This window comes from Flavobacterium sp. FG139 (assembly GCF_057809695.1).
The window spans coordinates 241,833-264,533 of sequence record NZ_JBMDKL010000003.1 but is presented as its reverse complement, the minus strand read 5'-3'; the positions used below and the strand labels follow the sequence as shown (position 1 = coordinate 264,533).

The 22,701-nt window shown below is 34.8% G+C and carries 23 protein-coding genes; 10 read left to right on the top strand and 13 right to left on the bottom strand.

Translation table 11 applies throughout. The features are described 5' to 3' along the window. The first annotated feature begins 44 nt into the window (after positions 1 to 44). The 3 genes from bshC to ACODSI_RS04110 all read left to right on the top strand — a co-directional run bounded on the left by bshC (position 45) and on the right by ACODSI_RS04110 (position 3,445). Positions 45 to 1,634 carry a bacillithiol biosynthesis cysteine-adding enzyme BshC gene (gene bshC, locus ACODSI_RS04120; protein WP_488915576.1) on the top strand — a complete coding sequence of 530 codons (1,590 nt, stop codon included), beginning with the start codon at positions 45 to 47 and terminating at the stop codon, positions 1,632 to 1,634. Between the two features lie 89 nt (positions 1,635 to 1,723). Further along, complete coding sequence (locus tag ACODSI_RS04115) at positions 1,724 to 2,914, top strand: T9SS type A sorting domain-containing protein (RefSeq protein WP_488915575.1); 1,191 nt, start codon at positions 1,724 to 1,726, stop codon at positions 2,912 to 2,914. A gap of 111 nt (positions 2,915 to 3,025) precedes the next feature. Then, positions 3,026 to 3,445: a nucleoside-diphosphate kinase gene (locus tag ACODSI_RS04110; protein WP_488915574.1), complete on the top strand. Its 420-nt coding sequence runs from the start codon at positions 3,026 to 3,028 to the stop codon at positions 3,443 to 3,445. Positions 3,446 to 3,505: 60 nt separating this feature from the next. Here ACODSI_RS04110 and ACODSI_RS04105 read toward each other — a convergent pair whose 3' ends face one another. Further along, on the bottom strand, positions 3,506 to 3,790 hold the full coding sequence (locus tag ACODSI_RS04105) for a DciA family protein (RefSeq protein ID WP_488915623.1): 285 nt from the start codon (positions 3,788 to 3,790) through the stop codon (positions 3,506 to 3,508). A 17-nt stretch (positions 3,791 to 3,807) separates the two neighbouring features. Further along, positions 3,808 to 4,227, bottom strand: coding sequence for a lipocalin family protein (locus tag ACODSI_RS04100; RefSeq protein WP_488915573.1), 420 nt, complete (start codon positions 4,225 to 4,227; stop codon positions 3,808 to 3,810). 103 nt (positions 4,228 to 4,330) lie between these two features. On the opposite strand from ACODSI_RS04100, the gene ACODSI_RS04095 reads away from it, so the two are divergent. Beyond that, a complete protein-coding gene (locus tag ACODSI_RS04095; protein WP_488915572.1) occupies positions 4,331 to 5,410 on the top strand; it encodes a serine hydrolase domain-containing protein in 1,080 nt (359 codons plus the stop codon). Between the two features lie 230 nt (positions 5,411 to 5,640). Here the strand turns inward: ACODSI_RS04095 and ftsY are convergent, their stop codons facing one another. From ftsY to ACODSI_RS04045, 10 genes are all read right to left on the bottom strand, one after another. Next, complete coding sequence (gene ftsY / locus ACODSI_RS04090) at positions 5,641 to 6,594, bottom strand: signal recognition particle-docking protein FtsY (RefSeq protein WP_488915571.1); 954 nt, start codon at positions 6,592 to 6,594, stop codon at positions 5,641 to 5,643. A gap of 126 nt (positions 6,595 to 6,720) precedes the next feature. Next, positions 6,721 to 6,873, bottom strand: a complete 153-nt coding sequence (locus tag ACODSI_RS04085) for a DUF4295 domain-containing protein (protein WP_488915570.1) — start codon at positions 6,871 to 6,873, stop codon at positions 6,721 to 6,723. 66 nt (positions 6,874 to 6,939) lie between these two features. Further along, positions 6,940 to 7,122 (bottom strand): 50S ribosomal protein L33, encoded by a 183-nt coding sequence (gene rpmG / locus ACODSI_RS04080; RefSeq protein WP_288112222.1) that lies wholly within the window; start codon positions 7,120 to 7,122, stop codon positions 6,940 to 6,942. A 27-nt stretch (positions 7,123 to 7,149) separates the two neighbouring features. After that, entirely contained in the window at positions 7,150 to 7,386 is a 237-nt protein-coding gene (gene rpmB, locus ACODSI_RS04075; protein WP_171222403.1) for a 50S ribosomal protein L28, read from the bottom strand. A gap of 74 nt (positions 7,387 to 7,460) precedes the next feature. Then, on the bottom strand, positions 7,461 to 8,711 hold the full coding sequence (locus ACODSI_RS04070; protein WP_488915569.1) for a CinA family nicotinamide mononucleotide deamidase-related protein: 1,251 nt from the start codon (positions 8,709 to 8,711) through the stop codon (positions 7,461 to 7,463). A 239-nt stretch (positions 8,712 to 8,950) separates the two neighbouring features. After that, complete coding sequence (locus ACODSI_RS04065) at positions 8,951 to 9,295, bottom strand: Hpt domain-containing protein (RefSeq protein WP_488915568.1); 345 nt, start codon at positions 9,293 to 9,295, stop codon at positions 8,951 to 8,953. After that, positions 9,295 to 9,906, bottom strand: coding sequence for a fumarylacetoacetate hydrolase family protein (locus ACODSI_RS04060; protein ID WP_488915567.1), 612 nt, complete (start codon positions 9,904 to 9,906; stop codon positions 9,295 to 9,297). Before ACODSI_RS04060 ends, ACODSI_RS04065 begins: the two co-directional genes overlap by 1 nt. A 39-nt stretch (positions 9,907 to 9,945) precedes the next feature. Beyond that, a complete protein-coding gene (locus ACODSI_RS04055; RefSeq protein WP_488915566.1) occupies positions 9,946 to 10,722 on the bottom strand; it encodes an exonuclease domain-containing protein in 777 nt (258 codons plus the stop codon). A gap of 131 nt (positions 10,723 to 10,853) precedes the next feature. After that, on the bottom strand, positions 10,854 to 12,200 hold the full coding sequence (locus ACODSI_RS04050; RefSeq protein WP_488915565.1) for a dihydrolipoamide acetyltransferase family protein: 1,347 nt from the start codon (positions 12,198 to 12,200) through the stop codon (positions 10,854 to 10,856). 76 nt (positions 12,201 to 12,276) lie between these two features. Then, positions 12,277 to 13,401: a glycosyltransferase family 2 protein gene (locus ACODSI_RS04045; RefSeq protein WP_488915564.1), complete on the bottom strand. Its 1,125-nt coding sequence runs from the start codon at positions 13,399 to 13,401 to the stop codon at positions 12,277 to 12,279. A gap of 252 nt (positions 13,402 to 13,653) precedes the next feature. Between ACODSI_RS04045 and ACODSI_RS04040 the strand changes: the two genes are divergently transcribed. Together ACODSI_RS04040 and ACODSI_RS04035 are read left to right on the top strand one after the other, a co-directional pair. Continuing rightward, positions 13,654 to 15,513, top strand: coding sequence for an ABC-F family ATP-binding cassette domain-containing protein (locus tag ACODSI_RS04040; RefSeq protein WP_488915563.1), 1,860 nt, complete (start codon positions 13,654 to 13,656; stop codon positions 15,511 to 15,513). A gap of 162 nt (positions 15,514 to 15,675) precedes the next feature. Further along, positions 15,676 to 16,470 (top strand): O-methyltransferase, encoded by a 795-nt coding sequence (locus ACODSI_RS04035; protein WP_488915562.1) that lies wholly within the window; start codon positions 15,676 to 15,678, stop codon positions 16,468 to 16,470. Positions 16,471 to 16,522: 52 nt separating this feature from the next. Here the strand turns inward: ACODSI_RS04035 and ACODSI_RS04030 are convergent, their stop codons facing one another. Continuing rightward, positions 16,523 to 17,197, bottom strand: coding sequence for a hypothetical protein (locus ACODSI_RS04030; protein WP_488915561.1), 675 nt, complete (start codon positions 17,195 to 17,197; stop codon positions 16,523 to 16,525). A gap of 156 nt (positions 17,198 to 17,353) precedes the next feature. Here ACODSI_RS04030 and ACODSI_RS04025 point away from each other — a divergent pair, with 156 nt between their 5' ends. The 4 genes from ACODSI_RS04025 (at position 17,354) to secA (ending at position 22,669) form a co-directional block, all read left to right on the top strand. Next, entirely contained in the window at positions 17,354 to 18,052 is a 699-nt protein-coding gene (locus ACODSI_RS04025) for an ABC transporter ATP-binding protein (RefSeq protein ID WP_488915560.1), read from the top strand. A gap of 208 nt (positions 18,053 to 18,260) precedes the next feature. After that, the gene (locus ACODSI_RS04020; protein WP_488915559.1) at positions 18,261 to 18,830 is read left to right on the top strand and encodes a cob(I)yrinic acid a,c-diamide adenosyltransferase; all 570 of its coding nucleotides are present in this window, start codon (positions 18,261 to 18,263) and stop codon (positions 18,828 to 18,830) included. Between the two features lie 156 nt (positions 18,831 to 18,986). Next, positions 18,987 to 19,208, top strand: a complete 222-nt coding sequence (locus ACODSI_RS04015) for a DUF2795 domain-containing protein (RefSeq protein WP_022828503.1) — start codon at positions 18,987 to 18,989, stop codon at positions 19,206 to 19,208. A gap of 107 nt (positions 19,209 to 19,315) precedes the next feature. Then, positions 19,316 to 22,669 carry a preprotein translocase subunit SecA gene (secA, locus tag ACODSI_RS04010; RefSeq protein WP_488915558.1) on the top strand — a complete coding sequence of 1,118 codons (3,354 nt, stop codon included), beginning with the start codon at positions 19,316 to 19,318 and terminating at the stop codon, positions 22,667 to 22,669. Positions 22,670 to 22,701 lie beyond the last annotated feature (32 nt).

Genomic DNA, 22,701 nt, shown 5'->3' with positions numbered 1-22,701 from the left:
ATTGAAATCGAATTTTGAGTATTTTTACAAAAAAAAATCAAACAATGCCAAGCGACTGTATTAGTTATCAAAAATCGGGATATTTCACTAATTTAATTTCAGATTATTTAGATGAAAATGCAGCCCTAAAACCATTGTACAATCGATTTCCTACTATTGAAAATTTCAAAAATCAAATTGCCGAAAAAGCAAGCAATTTTCCAATAGAAAATAGAGCTATATTAGTTTCCGAATTAGAAAAACAATATGCAAAAATAAAGGCTTCACAAGAAACATTAAATCATATTAGTCTTTTAAGTGAATCTAATACATTCACTGTAACTACAGGCCATCAACTCAATTTATTTACTGGTCCGTTGTATTTTTTGTACAAAATTGTGTCTACAATCAACTTGTGTAAAGAGTTAAAATCAAAATATCCGGAACATAATTTTGTGCCCATTTATTGGATGGCGACCGAAGATCATGATTTTGAAGAAATTAATTATTTCCACTTAAAAGGGAAAACCATCCGTTGGAATATTGAAAGTTCTGGTCCGGTTGGCCGATTATCCACTGAGGGATTGGACAAAGTATTTGAGGTATTTTCTCAAGAAATTGGTTCTTTTATCAACGCAAATCAATTGAAGTCTCTTTTTGAAAATGCTTATGTAAAACATTCTAATTTAGCTGATGCTACACGTTATTTAGCTAACGAATTGTTTAAAAATGAAGGGCTTGTCATAATTGATGGAGATTCAAGAGAATTAAAAAAATTGTTCATTCCTTATGTTCAAAAAGAACTTGTAGAACAATCTTCGTTTCAAAATGTTACCTCAACAAATGAATTATTAAAAGCGTATTCCGTTCAAGTTAATCCACGTGAAATTAATTTATTTTACATTGAAGACACCTTGCGTGAACGCATAGTTTTAGAAAAAGGAGTATATAAAATCAACAATACATCAATTGAATTTTCAGAAAGTGAAATCCTTGCCGAATTAGTACATAATCCTCAAAAATTCAGTCCGAATGTAATATTACGTCCGTTGTACCAAGAAATCATTCTACCCAACTTGTGCTATATTGGCGGTGGAGGTGAATTAGCATATTGGTTGGAATTGAAATCTAATTTTGAAGCCAACAACATTACTTTTCCAATCCTGTTACTGCGAAATTCGGTTCTTTTAGCAACTAAAAAACAAACGGAAAAAGCCGATAACTTAAATTTAAAATGGAGTGATTTATTTTCCAATCAGGACAAATTAATTAGCTCAAAAACTAGAGCACTTTCACAATTTACTATTGATTTTTCAGAACAAAAAGAGCACTTAAGAAAACAATTCGAAGCTTTACATGCTATTGCCAATCAAACCGATAAATCGTTTATTGGTGCTGTAAAAGCTCAAGAAATAAAGCAAATCAAAGGCTTAGAAAACCTCGAAAAACGATTGCTGAAAGCCGAAAAAAGAGTGCTTTCCGATCAATTAGAACGAATCGTTTCACTACAGAATGAATTGTTTCCAAATCAAAGTTTACAAGAACGAAAAGTAAATTTTTCTGAGTTTTATTTAGAATTTGGCGACAGTCTTATTATTCGTTTATTAACTGAATTGAAACCACTTGAAAGTCAGTTTTCTATAATTTCATTCTAAAGTTTTTAACACTATAACGTTTTCGTTAATTATTTTTTTTTCTGATTAAAATAATGATATAAATTGGTGTTGATTTAAAAGACCTTTATATGAAAAAACAACTACTATTATGTTTTGCAATGCTTTTTATGGCATTCAATGTTACTGCTCAAGTCAATTCAGTAGCTTTAGTTGGAGAAGCAGCTGGCGGATGGCCTGGTGATCCTGGAAATCCTGGTCCAACAGACGTGCACCAAATGACTACAACCGACGGCGTGAATTGGACACTTTCTGCTGTTACTTTAACAAGCGCTTCCACTGGTGGCGGTGTAAAGTTCAGAGCGAATAATGATTGGGCTATCAATTGGGGAGCAACAAACTTTCCATCTGGAACTGGAACACTAGGTGGCTCTAATATTGTATGTTTGGCAGGTACGTATGATGTTACTTTTAACAGCAACACTGGAGCTTACAATTTTTCGGGTACACCCATCACCTTTCCTACAATTAGTATCATTGGAGATGCTGCTGCTGGTTGGAGTACCGATGTTGCTATGAATACTACTGATGGTATTACCTATACTTTAAACAACTACATGTTTGTTAACGGTTACGTCAAATTCAGAAAAGATAATAGCTGGACAATCAATTGGGGTGCTTCTTCATTTCCAGCTGGAACAGGAGTTCAGGATGGTGCTGATATTCCAGTTCCTGCAGGTACATATAATGTTAGTTTCAATAAAAATACTGGAAATTATGTTTTTTCATTCCCAGTAATAAGCATTATTGGTTCGGCGGCAATTGATTGGAATACAGATATAGACATGCAAACTACCGATGGTCTAAACTATACTTTAAGCTATCCTTCCGGCTTTAACCTTGGTGAACTTAAATTTAGACAAGATCATAACTGGAACACGAATTGGGGTAGTACTGCTTTTCCTTCTGGAACTGGTACACAAGGTGGCAGTAACATAGCTGTTTCTGCGACTGGATTTAATTTTGTTTCGTTTAATCGATCAACAGGAAGTTATAATTTTGTTGGATTATTGAGCACTAATACTCCAAGTAATACCATTTTTAGTTATTATCCAAATCCGACAAATACCTTTTGGAATTTCAATTCACAAGACACAATCGACTCGATTGAAATTATAGATGTTTTAGGAAAAACCATTTTCAAAACATCAGACAAATCGGAAACTCAAGTTGTTGATGCCTCTCAATTTAATAATGGTGTTTATTTTGCAAAAATCAGTATTTCTAATTCGGTTCAAACCGTAAAACTGATTAAAAACTAAATCAAATAGCTCAATTAAAATAAATCCTCAAGGTTCTTCTTGGGGATTTTTTTTTTCAAGTAAGAAACACTACTTTTGCACCCGAATTTAAAAACAAATAAATAAAATAAAATGGCTACAAATAGAACATTTACAATGATTAAGCCAGATGCTGTTGAAAACGGACACATCGGTGGAATTTTAAACATGATTGCAGAAGGTGGTTTCAAAATTGTTTCTTTAAAATTAACACAATTGACTGTTGCAGATGCACAAGCATTTTATGCAGTTCACGCTGCAAGACCATTCTTTGGTGAATTAGTTGAATTCATGACAAGAGGACCAATCGTTGCTGCTATCTTAGAAAAAGATAATGCTGTTGAAGATTTTAGAACATTAATTGGAGCAACTAATCCTGCTGATGCTGCTGAAGGCACAATCCGTAAAAAATATGCTACTTCTATTGGAGAAAATGCAGTTCACGGTTCAGACTCGGACGAGAATGCTGCTATTGAAGGTGCTTTCCATTTTTCTGGAAGAGAGCAATTCTAATATTGGATATTAGATTTTAAATATAAAAAATCCCATTTCGTAATTGAAGTGGGATTTTTTTTATCGTAAAACAATTTCTTTTACTACTTCCTTTCGAAGCTCTTCATTGATCATAGCGATTATTTTTTGCTTCCCATAGCTTAATTCTTCACGTAAAACAGCGGAAGTTAATTTGACATAAAGCGTACTTCCTTTTAATATAACCTCTTGTGTGTAACTGTTGACTCCATTCCCCATAAGTGATTTCCAAGCTTGCTCCACATCGATTTTATCCATGCCTGATTCGAGTTTATTTTGTTGAATAAACTGCTGTAAAACATCTGAAATTGAACTTTCGTTACTCAATCGTTTAGCCATTGGTATTATTTTAAAGAAAAAGGGACTTGTCTTTTATACTGATATTCTAAATTGTCTTTGCTTTTTAAAACCAATGAACTATCTTTAAGTTCAACGATTTGTTCTTTCCACTTACCATAATTAGTGGAATAATTAATATAGAAATCTCCATCTTCATTTGAAATGGCTATTTTCTCTTTGATATTGTTGGTCAAATAGGTACCATCCAATTGTGGCATCACCTTTTGTCGAAAACCTTGATTATTTTTTAATTCAAAAAAGTCTATTGTTTCATTCACTTTATAGTCTTTCTTACCGCCATCTGGCAATAATACTTTTTGAATTTCCCAATAGCCATTTAATTTCGTAAGATCTTTTTCTTTAATTGCCTGTTTGCATGAAACTAAGAAGATGCTCAACAGCAAAATTGTGATTGTTTTTTTCATGATATAAATAAAATCTAAAATTACAATTAATTTTAAAGAATAAAAAAGTATTTTTGATTAAACCTTTACCAATTCTATAGGTCTTATTTAGAAATTGTTTACTATGAAAAAATATTTCTCTTTACTTATTCTAGCTGTTCTTTCTTTTGGTTGTAGCTCTGATTCTGGTTCCGACAATCCTACTCCAGTAGAAGAAGCTATGTATTTTCCTCCTAGTGACGGAAGTTCAACCTGGGACACTAAATCAATTGCTGATTTGGGTTGGAATCAAAGTGCGGTTCAACCTTTATTGGATTATTTACAATTGAAAAACTCTAAATCGTTTATGATTTTAGTAAATGGTCGAATTGTAATGGAAAATTATTTTAACGGACATACTGCTACTACACCATGGTACTGGGCAAGTGCTGGAAAAACGCTAACTTCAACCGTAACTGGAATTGCAGAACAAGAGGGCTTTTTAAATATCAACAATAAAGTTTCCGATTATATTGGTACGGGTTGGACAAGCATTCCATTGGCAAAAGAAAATTTAATTACCTGCAGGCATTTATTAACTATGTCTTCTGGATTGGATGATGCGCTTGGCGATGATGTTTCTCCTGCCAATCTGCAATATGTTGCCGATGCTGGAACGCGTTGGGCATACCACAATGTGTATGTAAAACTACAAGATGTGGTTTCGCAGGCAACTGGACAAACTTGGACCAATTATTTCAATACCAAACTACGTGACAAACTCGGAATGACTGGTGGGAGTTGGATAAATACCAGTGATGGATTACGCACCTACTGGAGTACTACTAGAAATATGGCTCGTTTTGGTTTAATGGCTTTGAACAAAGGAAAATGGAATGGCAATCAAGTAATTAATGAGACCTATTTTAATTCGGCAACCAATACTTCTCAGACAATCAATCTAGCTTATGGTTATTTATGGTGGTTGAATGGAAAAGCCAGTTATCATTTACCGCAAAGTCAATTGCAATTAAACGGAAGTATTATTCCGCACGGACCAAGCGATATGTTTATGGCATTAGGAAAAAACGATCAAAAAATTTATGTCATTCCAAGTAAAAAAATGGTAGTCATTCGAATGGGAGATGCTGCGGATACTGTAAACATGGCACTTTCTGATTTTGATGATGTTCTTTGGCAAAAAATAAGCGCGTTATACCAATAACGCGCTTATTTTTTACACTATAAATTCTGAATACTTATTTAAAACCTTGAATTGAAAAACTTTATCAATGCGTATATAAATAAAATAAAACTTATCAATTGCAAACCCATAGCAATATCACTAAATTTAGTTTCAATTAACTTGGCAAAAATACCCAAACCAATACAAACTAATAGTAAAATTAGCGGTGATGCAGTTTTAAAAAAAGTCAAGAATTTATTCATAAGCTACTATTTAAAGAAACTATCTACAAACTCAAATTTGTTGAATACTTGTAAATCTTCAATTCCTTCTCCTACTCCAATATACTTCACTGGAATTTGAAATTGGTCCGAAATTCCGATCACAACTCCACCTTTTGCAGTACCATCTAACTTAGTCACTGCAAGACAAGAAACTTCTGTTGCTGCTGTAAATTGTTTGGCTTGTTCAAAAGCATTTTGGCCAGTAGAACCATCTAAAACCAAAAGCACGTCGTGAGGTGCTTCTTCAGAAACTTTTTGCATCACACGTTTTACTTTTGAAAGTTCACTCATCAAACCAACTTTATTATGTAAACGACCTGCAGTATCTATAATCACGACATCTGCATTTTGAGAAACCGCACTTTGCAACGTATCAAAAGCTACAGATGCTGGATCGGAACCCATTTGTTGCTTCACTATTGGCACACCTACTCGATCTGCCCATATTTGTAATTGGTCAATTGCTGCGGCACGAAAGGTATCGGCTGCACCTAAAACAACGCTATAGTCTGCTTTTTTAAATTGATAGGCCAACTTTCCAATGGTAGTTGTTTTACCTACACCATTAACACCAACCACCATAATTACGTATGGCTTTTTGTTGGCAGGAATTTTAAACTCTGATTCTTCACCCGATTTTGTTTCCGATAATAAACCTGAAATTTCCTCACGTAAAATCTGATTCAATTCTTCAGTTCCTAAATATTTATCATTAGCAACGCGAGCTTCAATTCTTTTAATGATTTTCAATGTGGTTTCAACACCTACATCGGAAGAAACTAAAATTTCTTCTAAATTATCTAAAACCTCATCATCAACTTTAGATTTACCAGCAATAGCTTTGGTTAATTTGGAAAAAAAAGTAGTTTTAGTTTTTTCTAAACCTTTATCTAATGTTTCCTTTTTTTCTGAAGAAAATATTCTTTTAAAAAAACTCATTTCTTTACTTTATATTTTGAGTGAAAGTTAATAAAAATAACCCTTCTCATAAAATTAGAGACAAATATAAAAATAAAAAAGCTACTTCCATACGAAAGTAGCTTTGATATATATCGATTTTATGAATTATTTCTTTTTAAGAAATTCATCCACTTCTTCTGGAGTCATAATGCTTTCTACGAAAGTATATGCACCTGTTTTTGGAGATTTCACCATTTTGATGGCTTTTGTTAATCTCTTAGAAGCTGTCTGTAACGTTGCAACGGTCTTTTTTGCCATGATTCAATGAGTATTTGAATTTTTAATTAATCGCTAGTAATTACTAGTTATAAATAAAATTTCTAATTATTTAATTTCTTTATGAACAGTCATTCTCTTTAAGATTGGATTAAATTTTTTAATCTCTAATCTGTCTGGAGTATTTTTTTTATTTTTCTTGGTGATGTAACGAGAAGTTCCTGGAAGACCAGTTCCTTTGTGCTCAGTACATTCTAAAATTACTTGGATTCTATTACCTTTCTTTGCCATCTTGCTTTATTTTTAGTGGATTAGAGATTATTTAATAAATCCGTTAGCTTTAGCGTTTTTCAACACAGCAGCCAATCCATTTTTATTGATTGTTTTAATTGTAGATGCAGCTACTCTAAGAGTAATCCATCTGTCTTCTTCAGCAAGATAGAAACGTTTTTTAACTAAGTTTACAGAAAACTTTCTCTTAGTTTTGTTCATAGCGTGAGAAACGTTATTTCCTACCATCGCTCTTTTACCTGTAAGGTCACAAACTCTTGACATTATGCTTTTCTTTTATCGTTATTCAAAATCAGGGTGCAAAGAAACAAAAAAGAAACCTTATACACAAAAAAATATTACACATTTTTTAAAATTTCTTTTTGCAACATTTCAAATGCTTTATTCACAGTTCTATCTATCACTTTTTCACGTGGTTGACCAAAGTTAAATTCCTCTACAATAACTTCATTTGGTGTAGCCAAAGCAATAAAAACGGTTCCTACTGTTGCATCAGCGTCACCCTTTGATGGTCCGGCATTACCTGTAGTAGCAACTGCGTAGTCGGTTTTCATTAGTTTCTGAATTCCCAAAGCCATTTCTTTAGCCACTGGAGCACTCACCACAGAATTCGCATCAATAGTTTGTTGTGAAACTCCTAAAACTGAAACCTTAGTATCTGTAGCATAACTCACTACACTTCCTCTGAAGTAATTTGAAGCACCGGCAACTGAAGTCAACGTTTGTGCAATTTTACCGCCTGTGCAACTTTCGGCAGTCGCAATAGTTTTACCCAATTGCTTTAATTGTCTTCCCAAAACCACTTCTATCGTTTCATCTTCGTCAAACCCTACAATAATATCGCCGATGATTTTAGTTAACGAAACCACATTTTCTGCAATAGCTTTTTCAAGAAGTTCTTTATCTGTTCCTCGAGCTGTCAATCGCAAACGCACTCTTCCGGGTGCTGGTAAATAGGCAAGTTTAATAAAATCTGGTAAATTATCTTCCCAATCTTCAATGCGTTCTGCTACCAAACTTTCTCCTTGCCCATAGGTCATAATAGTTTTATGAAGAATATATGGACGTTGGTACTCTTTAACGACTTTGGGGATGATTTCGTTTTCGACTATATATTTCATTTCATAGGGCACGCCTGGCAATGAAATATATACCGTATTTTCTTTTTTCATCCACATACCTGGCGCGGTACCTACCTTGTTAAAAAGTATTTGGCATTTAGACGGAACCAACGCCTGATCTCGGTTCATTTGCGAGGCTGGGCGTTTCATAACGCTTTCAATCAATTCGATTACATGTGCCTCAACTTCTTTATTTACTATTAAAGTATCGTCAAAGTAATCGCAGAATGTTTTTTTGGTGATATCGTCTTTTGTAGGCCCTAATCCTCCTGTTATAACCACCAAATCGACTTTGTTTTGTAGCGCCGCAAAGGTATCTAAAATATGCTGCTTATCATCTGAAATGGAGAGCATCTCATCAATTTGAATACCAATTCGATCGAGAGATTTGGCAATAAAGCCTGAATTCGTATCTACAATTTGTCCAATTAAAATTTCGTCGCCGATAGTGACTATGGTTGCTTTCATTTGTTTAAATTCTTGGTAGCTGAACCGCTAAGTTACGGCATTTCTTTTGGGTTTAAAACAAAAAAAGAAAGCAATTATTAACCTAGAATATTCACTAAATTTTTTATAAATACTTCTAATGGATGCTTTGTATTTGAAGTGTAAACCATCATGTTAAAGTCATTAAATCTTTAACAGCAATTAGTAAAACGAAATTCGGGACTTACCTTTTACCGATAAGTCCCGACCCATTTGTTTTATTAAATTTCGAAATCTTTTTTGATTTCTTTTATAGCTTTATCTACTTGATCTTGAATACTTTCAAAAGTAGCTTCAATTTCTTTTTTCTTTCCTTCAACTTTAGTCCATGCTTCTACTTGTAGAATTTCTTCATAAGCCATAGTCATTCCTAATAAATCCAAAGTTGGTTTTATTTTATGAGCATAAGCATACGCTAGTTTATGATCTTTTTCTTTAATTCCGTTTTCGATTTGTTTTAAATCTTGAGGCACTTCAGTTACAAAAAGAGTGATAATTTGCATCACAAATTCCGGATCATTATCCGAAAGCGCGTAAACTTTTGAGAGGTTATAATTTATTGCCATTATTTAACTTGTATTCTAAATGATTTTCTATTTTCTATGTATCCTTCTAATATATCGTTAGGTTTTACAGCGCTAACGCCTTCTGGTGTGCCTGTAAAAATAATATCTCCTTTTTTGAGAGTAAAAAACTGCGAAACGTGTGCAATTAGCTCGTCAATTTTCCACATCATGTGATTGGTGTTTCCTTTTTGAACGACAGCTCCGTTGTTAATCAACTCAAAGTTAATACTTTCCAACGAACTAAATTCATTTTTCGGATAAAAGTCACCAATTACCGCTGAACCGTCAAATGCCTTCGCTTTTTCCCATGGAAGACCTTTTTCTTTTAATTTACTTTGCAAATCACGAGCAGTGAAATCAATCCCTAAACCGATTTCATCGTAATAATTATGGGCAAATCTAGGCTCAATATATTTTCCTACTTTATTTATTTTAACTAAAACTTCCACTTCATGATGCACCTCATTACTAAATTCTGGAATCACGAAAGGATGTTGTTTTAACAAAATTGCTGAGTCAGGTTTTAAAAAAACAACAGGTTCATCAGGTCGTTCATTTTGAAGTTCCGTGATGTGATTTACATAATTCCTTCCAATACAGATTATCTTCATTCTTAGTTAATTACAAAATAACAATGTTTTTCTTTAAGTCTAACTTAATTTATTATTAAGTTTTCTTAGTTTTATACCTGTTAATACTTTTTTGGTATACAATGGAAAATCAGCGCCTTGAATCCAACCATAATAGCCTGGTTCCTTTTCTAAAACTTCTTCAACCAATTGCCCTTTATTCTTTCCGAACGTAAAAATTTCTTTACCTTCATTGTTTAAGGCAATGAAACCTGCAAAATCAACTGATTTTTTTCGGGTGGTAAAATCGGCTAATGCTTTCATATCGTTTTCCAAATCGTCATAACGATCGAGTTGTGCTTTTAGAATTTCATAGGTTGCCATGGTATCGGCTTCTGCTGTATGGGCATTTTCTAAACTTTTTCCACAATAAAATTTCAAGGCAGCACTTAACGTACGTTCTTCCTTTTTATGGAATATCGTCTGAACATCCACAGAAACTCTATTTTTCATATCAAAATCGACTTCAGCACGAAGCAATTCTTCGGCTAAAAGCGGAATATCAAATCGGTCCGAATTGTATCCAGCCAAATCAGAATCCTTAATCATGTTATGAACTTGAGAGGCTAATTCTTTAAAGGTTGGTTCGTTAGCTACTTTTTCATTGGTAATACCATGAATTGCTGAAGATTGTGGCGGAATTGGAATTGTAGGATTAACCAACCATGTTTTGCTTTCCTTATTTCCGTTTGGAAACACTTTGAAAATCGATATTTCTACAATTCTATCTTTGGCAACATCAATTCCAGTTGTTTCAAGATCGAAAAAGCAAATGGGTCTATTTAATTTTAATTCCATTTTTTAAAAATGTTAGCCGACAAATATAAAATAATGTTGTTACCGTTAATCGATTATTTGTTTTTTTTGCCTATTTTAAAATAAAAAATCCCGATAATAATGTATCGGGATTGATTTTCAATTATATAGATTTAATATTCTCTATTTACATCGAATGCTTCTAAGTATTCGGCTACACGTTTTACAAAGCTTCCACCAAGCGCTCCGTCTACTACTCTATGGTCGTAACTGTGCGATAAAAACATTTTTTGACGGATTCCAATAAAATCACCTTCTGGAGTCTCGATAACCGCTGGTACTTTACGAATAGCACCTAATGCTAAAATTCCCACTTGAGGCTGGTTGATGATTGGCGTTCCAAACACCGAACCAAAAGTCCCAACGTTAGTAACCGTGTAAGTTCCACCTTGTGTATCGTCTGGTTTTAATTTTCCTGCTTTAGCTCGGTTTCCTAAATCGTTAACTGCTTTCGCCATACCTACCAAATTCAATTGGTCGGCATTTTTAATAACAGGAACAATTAAATTTCCGTTTGGCAAAGCGGCTGCCATTCCAAGATTGATGTTTTTTCTTTTGATGATGAAATCACCATCTACCGAAATATTCATTCCTGGAAAATCTTTCAACGCTTTGGCTACAGCTTCCATAAATATAGGTGTAAACGTTAGTTTTTCACCTTCACGTTTTTCGAAAGCATTTTTAACGCGGTCTCTCCATTTAACAATATTGGTCACATCGACTTCAATAAACGATTGCACGTGAGCCGAAGTTTGCACCGAAGCGACCATGTAGCCTGAAATCAACTTACGCATACGGTCCATTTCTACAATTTCGTCTCCGCCATTTACCGATACAGGTGTTGCGATTGGAGCGGTTGTCGTTGCTGGTTTAGAAACCACCGGTTGTGCAGGAGCTACTGAAGCAGAAGCTACAGGTTGAGTTCCTCTATTTTTTACAAAATTTAAAATATCTTCTTTGGTAACGCGTCCGTCTTTTCCAGAACCTGAAATACTTTCTAATTCGGCTACAGAAACACCTTCTGCTGCTGCAATGTTTTTTACCAATGGCGAAAAGAATTTATCCGAACCAGAAAAATCGGCTGGAGCAACGGCTTCTTTAGCAACCTCAACGGTTTTTACAATTTGCTTCGCCTGTTCGCTATCGCTCGAGTCAGCAACTACTGGAGAAGCAACTTCAGTAACTTTTGGTCCAGAAACTTCGGGATTTACAGCACCACCTTCCGTTTCAATAATGGCAATCGTTTGTCCCACTTTAACCACATCATTCACTTGGAATAATATTTCCGTTAAGGTTCCAGAAACTTCGCTAGGCACTTCGCTATCCACTTTATCGGTAGCAATTTCCAAAACAGCTTCATCGGCAGCAATTGTTTCGCCAACGTTTTTTAACCAATTGGTAATGGTTGCTTCTGCAACGCTTTCGCCCATTTTAGGTAATTTCAATTCAAACTTTGCCATATCTTTAAACTAAAGTTGTGTTTTTTTATAATGATTGCAAAATTAGTAATTTTATCTTCATTTTGTAAAGAATACACTAATTTTTTAGTTGGATTATTTCTCCTCTGTCTATTGCATTATTGCTTCCGATACAATAATTGGAGTCTGGAATGTAATTCTTAAATGTCAAATTCTTTGATTTATTACAATTCATAAACGCTATTATCTCTTTGAAACTGAAATATTTTGTGTCAAAAATAATTTCGATATTAGAATTAACATCATTTTTAAACTCCGTAAACTCATTCAGTATAACCGATTTATTTCCTAGATTAAACTGTACTTTTTCTTTAGAAAAAATGACGTACTGATCTACTTTTCTTTGTAGAAATTTGGATTGATTTTTCTTGAATAACGAAAAAGAGAAAGCTCCAATTTGCATGAAAAGATTAAAAAAAGGTGATTTCTTAAAATGCTTTTGGTAGAAAAACTGCATCGCTTCTTGAAAACGTTTCATGTACTTTTCATCACGAATAGTACTTTCTCCTTTATAATGAATTACAATCGTTTCGTGATAATAATAGTTGTACTTTCCTTTCTGCAACACCATATAACTCAAATCAATATCATCAGAATACATGAAGCAATTTTCATCAAATCCGCCAATTTCAGTATACAATTCTCGTTTCATAACCATGAAAGCTCCAACCAAAATATCCACTTTTCCTGATTGATTTTCGCTTAAATGTTGGGCATAATACTTCCCAAAAACATTTGAAATTTTATACAACCCAAATATTTTTGTAAAAGCAACCCACGGTGTTGGAACACCACGTTTACTCTCGGGTAAAAAATTGCCTGTTCCGTCTATTAATTTACAACCGATAATTCCAGTGCTCAGTTGCCAATTATCAGTTTTCAAAATTTTAGAAAACGTATCTTCTGCTACAACGGTATCGGGATTTAAAATACAAATGTATTCGCCTTGGGCTTGGGTTACACCGATATTATTTCCCTTTGGAAAACCAAGATTTTCTTTGTTTTCAATAAGTTTGATATTGGGGAAAAGCGCTTTTATCATGGCACAACTGTCATCAGACGAGTGATTATCAATGACAATAATCTCGCCATCAATCCCTTCAAGTGCTTTTTGGACACTCAACACGCATTGCTCTAAAAAATAGCGCACATTGTAATTTAGAATAATAACCGATAGTTGCATTTGACAAATATAAACTTTTTAAAATTTCAAATGTCAACTTCAAAAATCAACTTCAAAAAAAATAAAATTTATTCAATACAAATACTGTTTAGCCCTGATGTTAGGGAAAATCCTTTTTTGTAAAAAAAGATTTGGAAAGACAGCAGGAAAATGGACTGCTGGTAAATCCAGAACCATTCGCTTCAGAAACAATTCATAATTCACAATTTATAATTCATAATTTATAGCTTACTTTTGCAAAAAAATATACTTGTGAATTACCTTTCTGTAGAAAATATATCGAAATCGTTTGGCGAGCGCACCTTATTTAAGGACATTTCGTTTGGAATTAATAAAGACCAAAAAATTGCTTTTATTGCCAAAAACGGTTCGGGCAAAACGTGCATTATGAAAATCATTAATGGCGAAGACGAACCCGATACGGGTCAAGTGGTGATGCGCAAGGAAATCAAGATGGCATTTTTATCGCAAGTCCCACAATTGCAAGATGAATTGACTGTGGAAGAAAGTATTTTTGCTTCTGACAATGAAATTTTGCACGTGATTGAGCGTTATGAAAAAGCTCTCGAAAACCCCGAAGATACTGAAGCGTATGAAAAGGCTTTTGACGATATGGACCGCTTTAATGCTTGGGATTTTGAAACGCAATTCAAGCAAATTTTGTTCAAATTGAAGTTGGAAGATTTCAAATTGAAGGTCAAAAACATGTCGGGTGGTCAGAAAAAACGCTTGTCGTTAGCCATCATTTTGATCAATCGTCCCGATTTATTGATTTTGGACGAACCTACGAATCACTTGGATTTGGAGATGATTGAGTGGTTGGAAAGTTATTTTGCTAAAGAAAATATTACGTTGTTTATGGTCACGCACGACCGTTTCTTTTTGGAGCGCGTTTGCAACGAAATTGTAGAACTAGACAATGGAAAATTGTATACTTACAAAGGTAATTATTCGTATTATTTAGAGAAAAAAGAAGAACGTTTGGCTTCTGAAAACGCGAGTATCGACAAAGCACAAAACCTTTTTGTGAAAGAATTGGCGTGGATGCGCAGACAACCTAAAGCGCGTACTACCAAATCGAAATCGCGTCAAGATGATTTTTATGTTATTAAAGAAAAAGCTGAAAGCCGTAGAAAAGAAAACGTAGTCGAACTGGAAATCAATATGGAGCGTTTGGGCAGCAAGATTATTGAGCTGCATAAGATTTCGAAGAAGTTTGGTGATAAAAAGATTTTGGAAAACTTTAGTTTCGATTTTCAACGCGGTGCTCGAATTGGAATAATCGGTAAAAACGGAACCGGTAAATCGACTTTTTTAAACTTGTTGACGCAAACGATTCCGACCGATTCTGGAAAAGTAATTACAGGTGACACCATTAAAATTGGATATTATACGCAAAGTGGTATCAACCCGAAACCAGGTCAACGTGTGATTGATATAATAAAAGAATACGGAGAATACATTCCGTTAATGAAAGGTAAATTGATTTCAGCTTCGCAATTGTTGGAACGCTTTTTATTTGACAGCAAAAAACAATACGATTTTGTAGAAAAATTGAGTGGTGGCGAATTGAAACGCTTGTATCTATGTACGGTTTTGATTCAGAATCCGAATTTCTTGATATTGGATGAGCCAACGAACGATCTGGATATTGTAACATTGAATGTGTTGGAAAGTTTCTTATTGGATTATCCTGGATGTTTGCTGGTAGTATCACACGATCGCTATTTTATGGATAAAATTGTAGACGATTTATTTGTATTTAGAGGTGACGGAATTGTAGAAAACTTTCCTGGGAATTACTCCGATTTTAGAGCCTATGAAGATTCGGCAGAACCTATCAGTAAAGACGATAACAAGGAAAAAAACAATTGGAAACAAGCTAAAACTATTTCGGCTGGATTGAGTTTTAACGAACAAAAAGAGTTCAATAAAATTGAAAAAGAAATTAAAGATTTGGAATACCAAAAGAAACAAATCGAACAATTATTTTCGGACGGAAAAGTGGCGGATAACGAAATTGAAGCAAAAGCTAACGAATTGCAGAAAATAATTCAAACCATGGAAGAAAAAGAAGAACGTTGGTTTGAATTGAGTTCGAAAATGGAATAAGTTAAACACAGATTTCACAGATTTGCACCAATTAAATCTGCGGAATGTATGGTATCAATCATCGAATTACAAAATATAATTCAAAAAATGGAATAAATGAAACACAGATTTCACAGATTTACACTAATTAAATCTGCTAAATTTGTGTAATCTGTGTTAAATATGCTACACATCATAAAATCATACCTAAACTTTCTACGGCACTCCAAAAACGAACACGGAGTCCATTCGCCGTTTGTATTTGATTTGGTGACGAAATGTTTCTATGATAAAAAAAAACATCCCGAATATTCTGTTTTAAAAGACTACCGTAATTCGCTTCTGCAAAACAAAAACACCATTGAAGTCACCGATTTTGGTGCGGGTTCACGTGTTTTTAAAAGCAACACTCGTGCCATCAACCAGATTGCTAAAAATGCTGGAATTTCAAAAAAAAGAGCTGAATTATTGTTTAGAATAGTGCGGTATTTTCAACCGAATTCTATTTTAGAAATTGGCACTTCACTCGGATTAGCGACTGCTGCCTTATCTTTAGGACTCGAAGCGAAGCTAAATAAAAATGCTAAGATTATTACTTTGGAAGGTTGCCCTGAAACAATGGCAATTGCAAAAACTCAATGTCACTTGCAAAATCTAACTAACATCGAATTTGTAAACACCAAATTTGAAGATTACTTAAATAAGTATCAATTGTCAATTGTCAATTATCAATTAATTTACTTCGACGGTAACCATTCCAAAAAAGCCACTTTAGACTATTTTGAATTATTACTTCCAACAATTACTAACGATGCTGTTTGGATTTTTGACGATATCCATTGGAGTACCGACATGGAAGACGCTTGGGAAATTATAAAAAATCATCCGAAAGTGACGGTAACTATTGATACCTTTCAATGGGGCATTGTTTTCTTTAGAAGCGAACAAGAGAAAGAACATTTTGTGATTCGTACCTAAAAAAATGACAACCATTGCTGATTGTCATTTTCTGAATTAAAAACCAATTGTATTATTCTTTTGCTTTCTCTGCTTCTCTGCTTTTGGCTCCCATTCGGTTTAGTTTAAACATCGGTCCGAATTTGAATTTGATAGAAGCAATTTTAGTATTGTCTTCCGAAGTCAACCCTTCTTTTTCAACGGTGTTTTTTCTACTGTCTAATGCTTCATACATTAATTTTATTTCATCATAATCTTCTCTTGAAAAATCGCTTTTGTTGGCTTTATACGCTTCAAAAAAAGTATCGTAGGTTTTTAAGATATTATCTTTGTTCACCCATGAAAAGTTCATGTCCTCACCTATTTTACCCGCACCAAAAAGTCGATCACGCAACAATTGATTTGGTTTTGGAGCCGTTACAACCTTTGGAGTAGTAGCTTGAGTCATAACTTTAAATTCCTCGTATTTGGCAGTTGCTTCCGTTACCTTTTTTTGAGAGGCAGCTCTATCCTCTTCTTTTAAATTCACTAAAGCATCGTTGGCACTGGTAGCTTTTACTTCAAAGTCAGAGGCAATTTTATCCCAATTGGCTACTCGTTCTTCTTCATTCACCATCTTAATAGAATCTACATACTGCTCTAATTCACTAATTCGTTTATCAGCAGCTTCTTTTTCTTTGTTCTGACACGAAATCATTCCAATTAATACCATCGAAATAACTCCCATTTTTAATACACTTGTTTTCATAATTAACTTGTTTATTGTTCGTTGTAAAATTAGCGCAAACAAACTCGTAGGCTATTACATAATAAAATCTTAAACTTGTATAATTATCATCTTTGTCGTTTAAATTTGTAACTTTATCTTCTTTTCAACTACTAATGCTTTAATTAGTCAAAAATTATGTCAAGTCCACTTATAGATATCACCAACATCAAGAGAAACTTCGAACTTGGAAGTGAAACCATTTTTGTTTTAAAAGGTATTGATTTACAAATCAACAAAGGAGAATATGTGGCCTTAATGGGTCCATCTGGATCTGGAAAATCAACCTTAATGAATATTTTAGGATGTTTAGACACCCCAACATCAGGCAGTTATGTCCTTAATGGGAAAGATGTGTCACAAATGCACGACGACGATTTGGCCGAAATTCGCAACAAAGAAATCGGATTTGTGTTTCAAACGTTCAACTTACTTCCAAGAACCACAGCTTTAGACAACGTGGCTTTACCCATGATTTATGCAGGGTATTCCAAAACAGAACGCCATAAAAGAGCGACAGAAGTGCTAACGCAAGTCAATCTTGCCGACAGAATGGACCACCAACCCAACCAACTTTCGGGCGGTCAACGCCAGCGTGTGGCGGTAGCTCGAGCATTAGTAAACCATCCCTCTATTATTCTAGCCGATGAACCTACTGGAAATCTTGACAGTAAAACTTCAGTAGAAATTATGAAGCTTTTTGGTGACATTCACGCTTCAGGAAACACGGTTATTTTAGTCACACACGAAGAAGATATTGCTCAATATGCACACCGAATCATCCGTTTGCGAGATGGTTTAATTGAAAGCGATAATCTCAATACCGATCACTTATAGTTGATTTATAATTTGAAGCGAATGGCTTGGGCTTTATCTGTAACCCTTTTTCCTGCCATTCGCAGTATCTCTGCGAGGATACTTGCTGCTGTCAGGGCTAATTAGCAATCTTTTTTATTTTTGCTATCTTTGAAAAACAAAAAATATTAGAACTCCGATTCAAAATATCTAAAATCTAAAATCTAATATCTAAAATCTAATATTCTTCATGAAAGTATATACTAAAACTGGCGACACCGGAACTACTGCCTTATTTGGTGGTACTCGAGTTTCCAAGCACCACATCCGTATTGAAAGTTACGGAACCGTAGACGAATTGAATTCTCACATCGGGTTAATTCGCGATCAAGAAATGAATTTGCATTACAAAGAAGTACTTATTGAAATTCAAGACAGACTCTTTACTGTGGGTGCTATTCTGGCAACGCCACCTGAAAAAGAAACCCTAAAAAACGGTGAAAAACGACTAAAAAATTTAGGCATTATAGAATCTGATATCTATTATCTTGAAAATGAAATTGATGCTATGGAAGAAGCACTACCTCCTATGACGCACTTTGTGCTACCAGGTGGTCACACCACTGTGTCATATTGTCATATTGCACGCTGTGTATGCCGTCGTGCCGAACGTTTAGCCGTACATTTAAATGACATCGAACCTACCGACGAACTGGTAATTAAGTATCTAAACCGACTTTCTGACTACCTTTTTGTCTTGGCACGGAAGTTGTCTTACGATTTGAACGCTGACGAAGTTCAGTGGATTCCTAGAAAGTAATCCATCTCAATATTCGTTATTAGCTAAATCACTGGTAGTCTGCAAACTGGACACCAAAAAAAAACGTTCTTAACTTTAATCATAAAATAAATCAATTTTTACTTGACTTTTTCAGTAATAAATTTATTTTTGCATAAATTATAAAATCGAAAGCAGATGTATTGGACATTAGAATTAGCATCTTATTTAAGTGATGCACCGTGGCCAGCAACCAAAGATGAGCTTATTGACTACGCTATTAGAGCTGGCGCTCCTTTAGAAGTGGTAGAAAACCTTCAATCTATTGAAGACGAAGGCGAAATATACGAATCAATGGAAGAGATTTGGCCTGATTATCCGACTGATGAAGATTATCTTTGGAATGAGGATGAATATTAATACAAAATAAACTAACACAACAGAAAAAAGTCTCCTTCGGGGCTTTTTTTTTGTTTAAATTTGCACTCCCAAAATATGGGATTTAATAAAATAAATACAAACCCGTTATGAGTTTCATCAATAGCATACTTAAAATGTTCGTAGGCGATAAATCTGAAAAAGATGTCAAAGCTACTCAACCTTACATTGCCAAAATCAAAGCATTAGAACCAGCACTAATGGCTTTATCTCACGATGAGTTACGAGCTAAAACTGCTGAATTCAAAGAAAAAATTAAACAAGCTCGCGCTAAACTAGATGCTGAAATTGCAGCTAAAAAAGTAGAAGCCGAAAATACGTCCGACATCGATTTAAGAGAAGATATTTACAATGCCATTGATGCTTTGGAAAAAGAGGCTTACGAAATTTCTGAAAAAGTATTGATGGAAATACTTCCTGATGCTTTTGCTGTAGTTAAAGAAACCGCAAGACGCTTCAAAGATAATGCTACAATTACAGTTACAGCAACTGAAAAAGACAGAGAATTTTCTGCCACCAAACCATACGTGACTTTAGTGGGTGATCAAGCCAATTGGGCCAACCAATGGAATGCCGCTGGTAAAGATATCACTTGGGACATGATTCACTACGACGTTCAGTTGATTGGTGGTATTGTGCTCCATGAAGGTAAAATTGCCGAAATGCAAACTGGAGAAGGAAAAACATTAGTGGCAACGTTACCACTTTATTTAAATGCTTTAACTGGAAACGGTGTGCATTTGGTAACCGTGAACGACTACTTAGCCCGACGTGATAGCACTTGGAAAGCGCCTTTGTTCGAGTTCCACGGATTGACTGTTGACTGTATTGACAACCACTCACCTAACACACCTGAACGTAGAAAAGCATACGAAGCTGATATTACTTATGGTACCAACAATGAATTTGGTTTTGATTACCTGAGAGATAATATGGCGCATTCACCAGAAGATTTGGTGCAACGTAAACACAACTATGCTATTGTCGACGAGGTCGATTCGGTATTGATTGATGATGCCAGAACGCCATTGATTATTTCTGGTCCAGTTCCCGATGGCGATCGTCATGAATTTAACGAGTTGAAACCAAAAGTGGAACACTTATACAACTTACAACGTCAATTGGCAAACGGTTTTTTATCAGAAGCTAGAAAATTAATCAAAGAAGGAAACACTAAAGATGGTGGTTTCCAATTGTTAAGAGCCTATCGCGCCTTACCAAAAAACAAAGCTTTGATTAAATTTTTAAGTGAAGAAGGGGTTAAACAAATACTTCAAAAAACGGAAAACGAATACATGAGCGATAACAACCGTAAGATGCCTATGGTTGATGAAGCTTTGTATTTTGTTATTGAAGAGAAAAACAATCAAGTGGAGTTGACGGATAACGGAATCAAATACCTATCGCAAGATACGGATGAAACGTTCTTTATACTTCCAGATATTGGAACTGAAATTGCCAACATTGAAAAACAAAATCTTGAAAAAGATAAAGAAGCTGAAGCTAAAGAACATTTGTTTCAAGACTTCGGAATCAAATCAGAACGCATTCATACCCTCACACAGTTATTAAAGGCTTACACACTTTTTGAAAAAGATGTGGAATATGTGATTATGGATAACAAAATCTTAATTGTAGACGAACAAACAGGTCGTATTATGGATGGTCGTCGTTATTCTGACGGATTGCACCAAGCTATTGAAGCCAAAGAACAAGTAACCATTGAAGCGGCTACACAAACTTTTGCGACCATCACATTACAGAACTATTTCCGTATGTACAGCAAATTAGGTGGTATGACTGGAACAGCGGTTACAGAAGCTGGTGAACTTTGGGAAATTTATAAATTAGACGTAGTAGAAATTCCTACTAATCGTGGTATTTCGCGTCAAGATAAAGAAGATTTAATCTACCGTTCGGTTCGTGAGAAATTCAACGCTGTTATTGAAGATGTTACCCAATTATCTCAATCGGGTAGACCAGTTTTAATTGGAACTACTTCGGTTGAAATATCTGAATTATTGAGTAGAATGCTAAAAATGCGAGGTGTGGCTCACAACGTATTGAATGCAAAAATGCACAAGAAAGAAGCTGAGATTGTTGCTGAAGCGGGTAAACCAGGAGTAGTTACTATCGCTACTAACATGGCAGGTCGTGGAACCGATATCAAGCTTACTCCAGAAGTTAAAGCAGCAGGCGGATTAGCTATTATTGGTACAGAACGTCACGATTCGCGTCGTGTAGACCGTCAGTTGCGTGGTCGTGCTGGTCGTCAAGGAGATCCAGGAAGCTCGCAATTTTATGTTTCTCTAGAAGACAACTTGATGCGTCTTTTTGGTTCTGAAAGAGTAGCCAAAGTCATGGATAGAATGGGATTGAAAGAAGGTGAAGTGATTCAACATTCGATGATGACCAAATCTATTGAAAGAGCACAGAAAAAAGTGGAAGAAAACAACTTTGGTACGCGTAAACGTTTATTAGAATATGATGACGTAATGAACGCACAAAGAGAAGTTGTTTATAAACGTCGTCGTCATGCCTTACATGGAGAGCGTTTGAAACTGGATATTGCCAACATGATGTACGACACTTGCGAAGTTATTGTAGGTGACAACAAAGCTAAAAACGATTTCAAAAATTTTGAATTTGAATTGATTCGTTATTTCTCAATTACTTCTCCAGTAACTCAAAGTGATTTTGAAAGTATGAACGAAACTGGCTTAACGGGTAAAGTATACAAAGCAGCGATGCAGTATTATACCGAAAAGACCGAAAGAAGTGCTCGCGAGGCTATGCCTATCATTGCTGATGTTTATGAAAATCCTAACAATCATTACGAACGTATTATTGTTCCTTTTACAGACGGAATCAAATCACTGAATGTGGTTACCGATTTGAAAAAAGCGTATAACACACATGGAGCACAATTAGTTGCCGATTTTGAAAAAAACATCACGTTAGCCATTGTAGACGAAGCTTGGAAAAAGCACTTGCGTAAAATGGACGAATTGAAAACTTCAGTTCAATTGGCTGTTCACGAACAAAAAGACCCATTGCTTATCTATAAATTAGAAGCGTTCAACTTGTTTAGAAACATGTTGGATGGTGTGAATAAAGAAGTAATTTCGTTCTTGTTTAAAGGTGATTTACCGCAGCAAAACAATACCATTCAAGAAGCAAAACAAGAAGTTCGTAGAAAAGAAAATTACACTGAATCGAGAGAAGAAATTCAAAACAGTGAATCGGCCGCAGAACAAAACCGTGAAGCTGGTCAAACCCAACAACGTCAAGTAACCGAGACGATTGTTCGCGACCAACCTAAAATCAATAGAAACGATAATGTTACTATTAAACACGTAATGAGTGGCAAAACCGAAACTATGAAATACAAAAAAGCTGAAAGCATGATTGCGAACGGCGAATGGGTTTTGGTTCAAGAATAAAAAGCTAAACATATAAAATATAAATCCTCAAT